The following is an 11,597-nucleotide window of genomic DNA, read 5'->3' as shown; positions in this document are numbered from 1 at the left end:
ATGACCCGAAGGGCGCAGTTTTTTCCTGAAGCGCCGCTGAGGGGCTTATTTGGGGGAGCGGATAACAGAAAATGCCAGCCCCGGCGCTGAGCCGGGGCTGTGCGGTTACGCCAGGCGGCAGGCGTCGGCTTCCCAGCGATATCCAACGCCGTAAACGGCGCGGATAAACGACTGCTCGGCGTCCAGCGATTCCAGCTTGCGGCGCAGGTTTTTGATATGGCTGTCAATGGTGCGATCGGTGACCACGCGGTAATCGTCGTACAGATGATTGAGCAGCTGTTCACGGGAGAAGACTTTACCCGGCTCCTGAGAGAGGGTCTTCAGCAGCCGGAACTCGGCGGGCGTGAGGTCCAGCAGCTTGTTGCGCCAGGAAGCCTGGAAGCGGCCCTCGTCGACAATCAGCGGGCTTTCGGCATCCAGCGCCTGCAGATCGCGCTGCGGCTTGCAGCGGCGAAGAATGGTCTTCACGCGGGCCACCACTTCACGCGGGCTATAGGGCTTACAGATATAGTCATCGGCGCCGATTTCTAACCCCAGCAGGCGGTCGATCTCCTCGATTTTGGCGGTTACCATCACCACCGGAACTTCAGAGAAACGGCGGATTTCCCGGCACAGAGTGAGTCCGTCGGTACCGGGCAGCATCAGATCCAGCAGGATCAGATGCGGCGGCGTCTGGCGAACGTACGGTAGAACCCGATCGCCGTGATTGATCAGCGTCGGCGCGTAACCCGCCGCCTGAAGATAATCGATCAGCAATTGGCCCAGTTTGGGCTCATCTTCCACGATAAGAATGCGCGGCGTGTTTTCATCAACAGGTAATTCAGTCATACGTCTCTCGATAAATTACGTTCCAGAGGTAACTCTACTTTAATGCTAACCCCGCCCAAAGGCGAATGGCCGGCACGTAAAGTGCCGCCGTGGGCAGCCACGATGTTAAGGCAAATCGCCAGCCCCAGACCAGAGCCGCCGCTGGCACGATTACGCGACCCTTCGGTACGATAAAAGCGCTCAACCAGCCGCTCCAGCTGTTCGTCGGTGACGCCGGGCGCGCTATCGGCAAAGTCGAGAATCAGCATCTGGCCGCTCTGGCTGGCGCTAATCTGCAGGCCGCCGCCGCTATCGGTATAGCGCAGGCTGTTTTCCAGCAGGTTGTTGAACAGCTGCATCAGGCGATCCCGGTCGCCGAAAATCGCCGCGCTTTCCGGCAGCGAAACGCCAATCGACAGTCCACGGCTGGCGAAGCGCTCGCGAAACGCGCCGGCGGCGACCTCCAGCAGATTAATAATATCCACCGAGCTTTTCTGGTAGGTGAGGGCGCCTTCATCGGACATGGAAAGCTGGTGCAAATCCTCGACCAGTTTGGTGAGGGTGGCGACCTCCGCCTGTAGGGAGGCGATGGAATCCGGGGTAAATTTCCTGATGCCATCCTGAATCGCCTCCAGCTCGCCGCGCAGCACCGCCAGCGGCGTGCGCAGTTCATGAGAAATATCGGCCATCAGGTCGCGGCGCATTTGCTGATTGCGTTCAAGGGTACTGGCTAGCTGGTTGAAATCTTTCGCCAGGCGCCCCAGTTCATCGCTGCTGGTGGCGGTGACCCGGGTGGAGAAATCGCCGGCCGCCAGACGATGAGTCCCCTCAACCAGCCGTTTAACCGGGGCGAGCAGACCGCGCGCCAGCGGGAAGGTGGCCAGCGCCGCCAGCAGCGTAGCGAGGGCGACAATCAGCCAGCTGGTGCGTTTCTGCTGACGGTCGAAGTTGATATCGGTGTTGCGCGTCAGGCGCTCAACCGGCGAGGCAATGACCGCGCCAACCTCGACGCCGTTAACCATAATGCTGCGCCGGGTACCGTCTGTCGGGACGCGCTCGCGCGGGCCCACTAGTACGCGCCCTTTCTGATCGACCACCCAGAACATCGTGCGCCAGCCGTGCGGAGGCATATCAGGACCGGGACCGCGATCGCCACGATCGCCGCGCGGGCCCTCAAGGGGGCGGTCCGGCGCGGCATCCGGCGGCATCTCTCCGGGGCCGGGGCCCGGACGCGGTTCGTCCATCGGACCCATGCCGCGACCCGGCGGCGAGCGATCGTCATTGTCGCGCTCAAAGGTTTTCAGCAGCTGGAAAATAAAGCGGTCGTTGTTGCGCAGGAACTTCCAGCTGCCGTGCTGGGCATACTGTTCGCTCAGGGCATCGCCGAGCATGGTCAGGCGCTGTTCGTTGCCGCGCTTGATATAGTCGATAAAGCCGCGTTCAAAGCTAATACGCACCGCCCAGTGCATGCTGATTAGCAGCACGATGCAGGTGGCAAGAATCGCGATAAACAGCTTGCCGGTAATGCCGGGACGCCAGAACTTCAAGACTCACTCCTTTTACGGCGACGAAGCACGGTATTCATCGTGGTGTCGTCCGGTACGCGGGAAAAAATGAGTGCCGGCAGCGCAATAACCACCGCCATGCTTAAGTAGGTATAAAGAAACACCTGATGAGCGGTCGCCGCATCGACGCCGATATGCTGCTGGCCGTAGAGACCGAGTAGCATCCCGGCGATAGTGACGCCGATACTCATCGACAGCTGCATGACCATCGATAGCATGCTGTTGCCGCTGCTGGCCAGATCGTCGGGCAGGTCCTTCAGGGTCAGGGTATTCATTGAGGAGAAGCGGCTGGAGTTAATCATTCCCTGCAGAAACAGGACCACCGGCAGCAGCCAGTACCAGCCCGCGAGCGCGACGGCCATAAATAGCAGGCTGACCAGCGCGAGGCCGATCGTTGAAGTCACCAGCACCCGACGATAGCCGAAGCGGTTGACCACCTGAACCACAATGCGCTTCATTCCCATGCTGCCAAGCACCATCGGGATCATCATCAGCCCGGCGTGGAACGGCGAAAAGCCGAGGCCAATCTGTAAAAACACCGGGGTCATGAACGGCAGCATACCGCTGCCGATGCGCCCGGCGAAGCTGCCGCCAAGGCCGAGAGAAAAGGTGCGGTTGTTAAACAGCTTCAGGCTGAACAGCGCGTTGCGGTTGCCGCGCGCGTGCCACAGATAGCACAGAATTGACGCCGCGCCGATGGCCACCAGCGCCGTCAGCCACAGGGGGGAGATTCCGAGCCCCTTTTTGCCGTCGAGCGCCAGGGTGAGCGTCGCCATGCCAGCGGCCAGCAAAATAAAGCCGAGGATATCAAAGCGCCGGGTTTGCAGAGTGTAGTTGGGCATCAGCCACAGCGTGGCGATGGCGCCGATGATGCCAACCGGAATATTGATCAGAAAGATCCAGTGCCAGGAGGCGTACTCCACCAGCATCCCGCCGAGCGCCGGGCCGAGCAGCGGCCCCACCTGGCCGGGCAGGGTGACGAAGGTCATCGCCGCCATATATTGGCTGCGCGGGACAATTTTCATTACCGTCAGGCGGCCTACGGGAACCATCATTGCGCCGCCGACGCCCTGCAGCACCCGGGCCAGAATCAGCTGATCGAGCGTGGCGGCCTGCGCGCAGAACAGGGAGCCGGCGGTGAACAGCACGATGGCGCTAAAAAAGATATTTCTTACTCCGACACGATCCGCCAGCCAGCCGCTGGCGGGCAGCATCACCGCCACCGTCAGCACGTAGGAGACGATAACCATATGCATATGCAGCGGGCTCTCCCCAAGACTTTGCGCCATTGAGGGGAGGGCGGTGTTAACGATGGTGGTATCCAGCGCCTGCATAAAAAAGCCAAAGGCCACTATCCACAGCTGCCAGCGTACGCTGGAAGGAAGATCTGTCATGTTATTCGCTTACCGGTTGATGGACTTTTCGCGAAAAACGCAGCCGCAGACGGTCGAAGAACAGATAGACCACCGGCGTGGTATACAGGGTCAACAGCTGACTCATTACCAGACCGCCGACAATGGTGATCCCCAAGGGCTGGCGCAGCTCGGCGCCATCGCCGCCAGAGATAACCAGCGGCAGCGCGCCGAACAGCGCTGCCAGGGTGGTCATCATTATCGGCCGGAAACGCAGCAGACAGGCCTGGAAGATTGCCTCTTCCGGCGGCAGGTTGCCGTTGCGCTGCGCTTCCAGGGCAAAGTCGACCATCATGATGGCGTTTTTCTTCACAATGCCAATTAATAGCATAATCCCGATAAGCGCGATTAGGCTGAACGGGGCATCGAAAAGCTCCAGCGCCAGCAGCGCGCCGACGCCCGCGGACGGAATAGTCGACAGAATGGTTAGCGGATGAACGTAGCTCTCATAGAGGATCCCCAGCACGATATAGACCGTGGCGATAGCCGCCAGAATCAGGATCACCTGCGAGTTCATGGTCTCCTGGAACACCTGCGCGGTCCCGGCGAACGACCCGCGGACGCTGGACGGTACGCCAAGCTGGGTCATCGCCCGGTTAATGGCGTCGCTGGCTTCTGACAGCGATTTGCCGGTAGGCAGGTTAAACGACACGGTCGATGCCGCCGACAGCCCCTGATGGTTCACCGACAGCGGGGCGTTGGCCGGCTGCCATTTGGCGAAATAGGATAGCGGGATCGGCTTGTCTTCGCTGTTGATCACAAACATTTTATCGAGGGCGCTGACGTCCTGGGTGTAGACCGGGTCGACCTGCATCACCACTTTATACTGGTTCAGCGGCTGGTAGATGGTTGAGATCTGCCGCTGACCGAAGGCGTTATTTAGCAGATTATTGGCGTCCTGCACGCTGATGCCGAGTCGCGACATGGTATCGCGGTCGTAGATCAGGTCCATCTCGGCGCCGTTATTCTGGCTGTCGGAGTTGACGTCCGCCAGCTCCGGCAGCGCCGCCAGCGTTTTGCGGATTTTGGGTTCCCACTCCCGCAGCGCCGCAAGGTCGTCCGACAGCAGCGTGTACTGGTAGCTGGCGTTGGCCTGACGGCCGCCGACGCGGATATCCTGTACCGCCATCAGGAACAGGTTGGCCCCCGGCTCTTTGGCCAGCTTTTTCCGCAGCCGATCGATAATCTGCTGCGCCGTTTCATGGCGCTCATCGCGCGACTTCAGGGTGATAAACATCATCCCGCTGTTGACCCGCGAGCCGCCGGTAAAACCGGTGACGTTGTCCACCGCCGGATCTTCACGAATGATCTTCATAAAGTCCTCCAGCTTGCCGCGCATCGCCTGGAACGAGATGCTCTGATCGGCCTGGATCCCGCCCATCAGCACCCCGGTGTCCTGCTCCGGGAAGAAGGTTTTAGGAATCGAAATATAGAGCCAGACGCTCAGCGCGATGGTGCCAAGCAGCACCAGGCCGGTTAAGCGGCTATGCTTCAGTACCCACTTCAGCGACTTACCGTATCCGCCCTGAATCGCCACCAGCAGGCGGCCAACACCGCGCTTGCGCGTCGGCTCGTGCGGCTTGCCGCTTTTCAGCAGCCAGCCGCACATCATCGGCGTCAGGGTCAGGGAGACCGCCAGCGAGATGCCGATCGCCACCGACAGAGTAACGGCGAATTCGCGCAGCAGCCTTCCCGGCAGGCCGCCCATCAGCAGCAGCGGCAGGAATACCGCCACCAGCGACAGGCTCATCGACAGAACGGTAAATCCGACTTCCCGGCTCCCCTGCAGCGCCGCCTGCAGCGGCTTCATGCCCGCTTCGAGATGGCGGGAAATGTTTTCCAGCACCACGATGGCGTCATCAACCACGAAGCCGGTAGCGATGGTCAGCGCCATCAGCGACAGGTTGTTAAGGCTGAAGCCGCACAGGTACATGGCGGCGAAGGTGCCGATCAGCGAAACCGGAACCGCCACCGCCGGGATCAGCGTCGCGCGCCCCGAGCGGAGGAAGAGGAAGACCACGAGGATCACCAGCGCCACCGAGATCACCAGCGTTTGCTCAACTTCCTCCAGCGAGGCGCGGATGGTCGGCGAACGGTCCTGGGCGATTTGCAGATCGACAGAGGCCGGGATGGTGCGCTGTAGCTCCGGCAGACGGGCGCGAATGCTGTCCACCGTTTCAATGATATTGGCCTCCGGCAGCTTACGGATCATCAGCAAAATCGCCGGTTTGGCGTTAGTCATCCCGGCGTTGCGCACGTCCTGCACCGAATCGGTGACGTTGGCGACGTCGCCGAGGCGCACCGCCGCGCCGTTGTTGTAGTGCACGATCAGCGGCTGGTATTCGGCAGCGGTTTTCAGCTCGTCGTTGGTCGCCACCTGCCAGCGGTGTGTGGCATCTTCCAGCGCCCCCTGCGGTTTACGCACGTTGGCGTTGCTGATGGCGGTGCGCACCGCGTCGAGCGACACGCCCTGGTTAAACAGCGCCTGTGGGTTGAGGTCGACGCGCACCGCGGGCAGCGAACTGCCGCCGACGTCGACGTCGCCGACGCCGTCAATCTGGGCAATGGTCTGCGCCAGTTGGGTTGAGGCGAAGTCGTACAGTTCACCCTGGGACCAGGTATCCGAGGTGAGGGTGAGGATCATGATCGGCGCGTCTGACGGGTTGGCTTTGCGATAGGTCGGACGGCTCGGCATACCGCTCGGCAGCAGGCTTTGCGCGGCGTTAATCGCCGCCTGCACGTCGCGGGCCGCGCCGTTGATATCGCGGTCAAAGTTGAACTCAAGAATGATGCGCGTACTGCCGAGCGAGCTGGAGGAGGTCATCTCATTGACCCCGGCAATCCGCCCCAAAGAGCGCTCCAGCGGCGTCGCCACCGAAGAGGCCATGGTCTCCGGCGACGCGCCGGGCAGCGAGGCGCTGACCATGATAACCGGGAAGTCCACCTGCGGCAGCGGCGCTACCGGCAGCAGGCGAAAACCGAGGATGCCGCAGAGAGTAATGGCGAGCGAAATCAGAATCGTCGCCACCGGACGGTAAATGAAGAGCGCGAAAAACTTCACCTACGCCTCCTCTTCACGCCGCGGGAATCGGCTCTTCATATACAGCGACAGTCGGTCGAACAGCAGATAGATCACCGGGGTAGTGAACAGGGTCAGCACCTGGCTGAGCATCAGACCGCCGACCATGCCAATCCCCAGCGGACGGCGCAGCTCCGCGCCGACGCCGGTGCTGAGCATCAGCGGCAGCGCGCCGAGCAGGGCGGCGAGGGTGGTCATCAGGATGGGACGAAAGCGCAGCAGACAGGCCTGGTAGATAGCCTCGCGCGGCGGCATGCCCTGTTCGCGTTCGGCGGCCAGCGCGAAGTCGATCATCATGATGGCGTTTTTCTTGACGATGCCGATCAGCAGTATGATGCCGATAATCGCGATAACGTCCAGTTCGCTCCCCGCCAGCCACAGCGCCAGCAGCGCGCCCACGCCCGCCGTCGGCAGGGTGGAGAGAATCGTTATCGGGTGAATAAAGCTTTCATACAGTACTCCGAGGACGATATACATCGCCACTACCGCAGCGACCACCAGCCAGACGGTGCTGCCCAGCGCCGACTGGAAAGCCAGAGAGCTGCCCTGGAACTGGGTGCGGATATCGCTCGGGAATTCCAGCGCCTGTTCGGCGCCAAGGATGGCATCGACCGCATCGCCCAGCGAATAGTTATCCGGCACGTTAAACGAGATGGTGGTGACCGGGAACTGATCGAGATGGTTTATGGATAGCGGGGCAAAACGCTCCTCGACGCTGGCGATGGATTTCAGCGGCACAATCCCACCGTCGCTGCTGGTCAGGCGAATATTATCCAGCGCCGCCAGCCCCGGCGTGGCCTGGGTATCCTGCTCCAGCACCACGCGGTACTGATTCGCCTGGGTATAGATGGTGGAGATTAAACGCTGGCCGAAGGCGTTATACAGCGCATTATCGACGTCCGCCATACTGATGCCGAGGCGGCTGGCGCTATCGCGGTCAACGTTGATATACGCCGCCAGGCCCTTGTCCTGCCAGTCGCTGCTGACGTCGGAGAGCTGCGGCAGCGCCTGCAGCCGGGTCAGCAGCTGAGGGACCCAGTTGCTGAGCGCATCCAGCGAGTTCGCCTGCAGGGTGAACTGGTACTGAGTGCGGCTGACGGTGGTGTCAATGGTCAGATCCTGCGTGGGCTGAAGGTAAAGCTCAATGCCGGGAATCCCGCTCACCGCGTTCTGCAGGCGGCCGATCACCGTCTGCACGCGATCGTCGCGCTCGTCCAGCGGCTTAAGGTTGATTTGCAGGCGGGCGCTGTTGAGCGCCGGGTTGGTGCCGTCAACCCCGACGTAGGAGGTCAGGCTTTCTACCGCCGGATCTTTGAGTATCGCCGCCGACACCTGCTGCTGGCGCTCGGCCATGTTGGCGAACGACGCCGACTGCGGCGCCTGCAGCGTACCCTGAATGATGCCGTTGTCCTGAATCGGGAAAAAGCCCTTCGGAATAAACACCCATAGCATAATCGACAGCACCAGGGTACCGAGGGCCACGCTCAGTGTCAGCCAGGGATGATTCAATACCCGGCTCAGCCAGCGGCCATAGACGGCGATCACCCGCTCAAAGAAACGCTCGCTGGCGCGCGAGAAGCGGTTCTGCTTGCGCAGCGACTCGTGGCTCAGCATGCGGGCGCACATCATCGGCGTCAGGGTCAGCGACACCACCGCGGAGATCAGGATCGCCACCGCCAGGGTAATGGCGAACTCGCGGAACAGGCGGCCAACGATATCGCCCATAAACAGCAGCGGGATCAGCACCGCAATCAGCGAGAAGGTCAACGAGATAATGGTAAAGCCAATCTCTCCGGCCCCTTTCAGGGCGGCGGCCAGCGGCTTTTCGCCTTTCTCGATATAGCGCGAGATGTTTTCGATCACCACGATGGCGTCATCGACCACAAAGCCGGTGGCGATGGTCAGGGCCATCAGCGTCAGGTTGTTAATCGAAAAATCGAGAAACACCATTACCGCAAAGGTGCCGACCAGCGATAGCGGCACGGCGATGCCGGGAATAATCGTCGCCGGGACGTTGCGCAGAAAGACGTAAATAATCATCACCACCAGGGCGATAGCCAGCATCAGCTCGAACTGGGTGTCGCTAACCGACGCCCGGATGTTGGTAGTGCGGTCGGAAAGCACCTGTACTTTGACTGATTTCGGCAGACTTTCGGTCAGCTGCGGCAGCATCTGGCGGATGCTGTCGGCGGTAGAGATAATATTGGCCCCCGGCTGGCGCTGGACGTTCATGACGATCGCCCGCTGATTGTTCGCCCATGCTCCGAGCCAGCTGTTTTCCGCGCCCTGTTCCACGGTGGCGACGTCGCCGAGGCGAATCGGTGCGCCGTTCTGCCAGGCGATAATCAGGCGGCGATAATCTTCTGCCGACTGCATCTGATCGTTGGCGGAGAGGGTCACCGCCCGCGCCGGGCCGTCAAGGCTCCCTTTCGCCGAGTTGACGTTGGCGCTGGTTATCGCGGTGCGCACCGTTTCGCTGGTCAGCCCGAGCGCGGCGATGGCCTGGGCGTTGAGCTTGACGCGTACCGCCGGGCGCTGGCCGCCCGCGAGGGTGACCAGCCCGACGCCGGAAACCTGGGAGATCTTCTGCGCCACGCGGGTCTCGACCATATCCTCGACCTGGGTCATCGGCACGGCGGAAGAGGTGACCGCGAGGGTCATAATCGGCGGATCGGCGGGGTTAACTTTGCTGTAGACCGGCGGGTTAGGCAGGTCAGAAGGCAGCAGGTTGGTGGCAGCGTTGATGGCCGCCTGTACTTCCTGTTCCGCGACGTCCAGCGGCAGCGTGAGCTGGAACTGGAGCGTGACCACTGACGCGCCGCCGGAGCTCTGGGAAGACATCTGCTTGAGGCCGGACATCTGGCCAAACTGGCGCTCCAGCGGGGCCGTCACGGATGAGGTCATCACGTCCGGGCTGGCGCCGGGATAGAGGGTTACCACCTGAATCGTCGGGTAGTCCACTTCCGGCAGCGCCGAAACCGGTAAGAATCGATAGCCGATAATCCCGGCCAGCATGATGGCCACCATTAACAGCGTCGTGGCGACCGGGCGCATGATAAACAGACGGGAAGGGCCGCCCGTACTGCTCGGCGGTAACACTTGCATCAGGAGCGCGCTCCTTTTTTACCGTATTCGCGGCTGGTGGCTTTTTCCGGCTCGGCGGCGGTTGCCGCATCGTGGGCTTCGACGACCTCAACTTTTGCGCCTTCCGTCAGACGATCGATCCCGTCAGTAACCACGCGATCGCCGGCGGAGAGACCGGCGTTGATCACCACTTTAAGACTGTCCTGAATACCCGGCGTGACGGTGTGCTTGCTGACCTTATTCTCGTCGTTCAGTACCCAGACGAAATGACCTTCGTTACCCATTTGCAGCGCGGCGGTTGGGATCACTACCGCGTTTTGCTCGGTATCGACCAGCATACGGGCGTTGACGAATTGATTGGGGAACAGGGCGTCATCAAGGTTTGTAAAGCGCGCTTTCAGCTTGATGGTGCCGGTGGTGGCGTCAATCTGGTTATCGAGGCTCAGCAGCGAGCCTTCGCTGATTTTCTGTTTATTGGTGCGGTCCCAGGCTTCGACCGCCAGCTTTTTCCCCGCCTTTTGCGCCTGTATGACGGTGGCGATTTGGTTTTCCGGCAGCGTAAAGACCACATCAATAGGGTGGGTTTGCGTCAGTACCACAATGCCGGTGGTGTCGCCGCTGGAGATCTGGTTGCCGATATCCACCTGTTTTAAGCCGACCCGGCCGTCAATCGGCGCGGTGATGCGGCTCCAGTTCAGCTGGAGCTGGGCGCTGGCGACAGCGGCTTCGTCCGCCTTAATCGTGCCCTGGGTTTCGCTGACCAGCGACTGCTGGGTATCCAGCTCCTGGCGCGACACCAGATTGGTTTTCACCAGCTGCTGGTAGCGCGCCAGATCGCGGCGGGCGTTGGCGAGGGTCGCCCGATCTTTGGCCAGTTGCCCCTCGGCCTGGGCGAGGGCGACTTTAAACTGGCTGGGATCGATTTCCGCGAGCAGATCGCCCGCTTTGACCTGCTGGCCTTCGGTAAAGTGGATCGCCAGAAGCTGGCCGTCGACGCGGCTGCGCACGGTGACGGTATTCGCCGCCGTCACGGTGCCGAGGCCGGAAAGGTAGCGCGGCACCGCTTCGCTGGTCGCGGTTGCCGCCTGTACCGGCGCGAGGGCTGCGCCAAAACGACCGGGCCGTCCGCCTCCGGGGCCCTGCTGACGCGCGCCTGTCGCCGTCGGCGCGCCGCTATTTGCCGCTTCGCGACCCTGCCAGAACCAGTACGCGGCGCCCGCGACGATCGCTACCACCAGCACGGCTGCCCAACGGCTTTTATTGCTACCTTTCATTAATTTGCTATCTCATCCTGAAACGTTTCACGGAATGATACTAGTTTAGTCAGCGAACGCCGCTTAAAAATGGAGGAATTATGAAAAGACTGTCCAGAAACGTCTGGAAAAAACGCTTTTCCTTGAGCCGGTTACGATGAATAGTTAGGCGAAAAATTCGCTTAACGATTTTGCTTAGCCGGGCGAGGAACCCGGTGAATTATCGCCGGTCATTCGCTGTTTCTTAAGGGTCACAGCGGAATGCGTCGCAGCCAGGCTGATATACAGCGTGAATAAGCGGCCCCGGGGCGTGATTCAGCCTGATTGGCAGGCGCATCTGTTTAATAATCAAATTCACTCAAGATTTTGCTTTAAGCAATGCGACCACTATCAGAGG

6 protein-coding genes are annotated in these 11,597 nt (G+C 61.0%); all 6 read right to left on the bottom strand.

Going from position 1 to position 11,597, the window contains the following annotated elements; all coding sequences use genetic code 11:
* Nucleotides 1–105: 105 nt before the first annotated feature.
* From baeR to HMPREF3178_RS25120, 6 genes are read right to left on the bottom strand one after another with little or no spacing between them, the layout of a single operon-like run.
* Entirely contained in the window at nucleotides 106–828 is a 723-nt protein-coding gene (gene baeR, locus HMPREF3178_RS25145) for an envelope stress response regulator BaeR (RefSeq protein ID WP_004103744.1), read from the bottom strand.
* The gene (gene baeS / locus HMPREF3178_RS25140; RefSeq protein WP_032728501.1) at nucleotides 825–2,354 is read right to left on the bottom strand and encodes an envelope stress sensor histidine kinase BaeS; all 1,530 of its coding nucleotides are present in this window, start codon (nucleotides 2,352–2,354) and stop codon (nucleotides 825–827) included. The genes baeR and baeS overlap by 4 nt, the downstream gene beginning before the upstream one ends.
* Nucleotides 2,351–3,766 carry an MFS transporter gene (locus HMPREF3178_RS25135; protein ID WP_032728498.1) on the bottom strand — a complete coding sequence of 472 codons (1,416 nt, stop codon included), beginning with the start codon at nucleotides 3,764–3,766 and terminating at the stop codon, nucleotides 2,351–2,353. The genes baeS and HMPREF3178_RS25135 overlap by 4 nt, the downstream gene beginning before the upstream one ends.
* A gap of 1 nt (nucleotide 3,767) precedes the next feature.
* Nucleotides 3,768–6,845 (bottom strand): multidrug efflux RND transporter permease subunit MdtC, encoded by a 3,078-nt coding sequence (gene mdtC, locus HMPREF3178_RS25130; RefSeq protein WP_004114006.1) that lies wholly within the window; start codon nucleotides 6,843–6,845, stop codon nucleotides 3,768–3,770.
* Nucleotides 6,846–9,968: an MdtB/MuxB family multidrug efflux RND transporter permease subunit gene (locus HMPREF3178_RS25125; protein WP_070585564.1), complete on the bottom strand. Its 3,123-nt coding sequence runs from the start codon at nucleotides 9,966–9,968 to the stop codon at nucleotides 6,846–6,848.
* Entirely contained in the window at nucleotides 9,968–11,221 is a 1,254-nt protein-coding gene (locus HMPREF3178_RS25120) for an MdtA/MuxA family multidrug efflux RND transporter periplasmic adaptor subunit (protein ID WP_032745151.1), read from the bottom strand. Before HMPREF3178_RS25120 ends, HMPREF3178_RS25125 begins: the two co-directional genes overlap by 1 nt.
* Nucleotides 11,222–11,597: the final 376 nt, after the last annotated feature.

This window comes from Klebsiella sp. HMSC09D12 (assembly GCF_001808475.1).
GTDB classification, from domain to species: domain Bacteria; phylum Pseudomonadota; class Gammaproteobacteria; order Enterobacterales; family Enterobacteriaceae; genus Klebsiella; species Klebsiella oxytoca.
The sequence above is the reverse complement of the archived record's forward strand: the minus strand, read 5'-3'. Positions and strand labels throughout refer to the sequence as shown.

What these genes read in the sequence shown, in the direction of transcription:
- HMPREF3178_RS25135 (WP_032728498.1), bottom strand. Translation starts at nt 3,766, where the DNA reads ATGACAGATCTTCCTTCCAGCGTACGCTGGCAGCTGTGGATAGTGGCC.
- HMPREF3178_RS25120 (WP_032745151.1), bottom strand. Translation starts at nt 11,221, where the DNA reads ATGAAAGGTAGCAATAAAAGCCGTTGGGCAGCCGTGCTGGTGGTAGCG.
- baeR (WP_004103744.1), bottom strand. Translation starts at nt 828, where the DNA reads ATGACTGAATTACCTGTTGATGAAAACACGCCGCGCATTCTTATCGTG.
- HMPREF3178_RS25125 (WP_070585564.1), bottom strand. Translation starts at nt 9,968, where the DNA reads ATGCAAGTGTTACCGCCGAGCAGTACGGGCGGCCCTTCCCGTCTGTTT.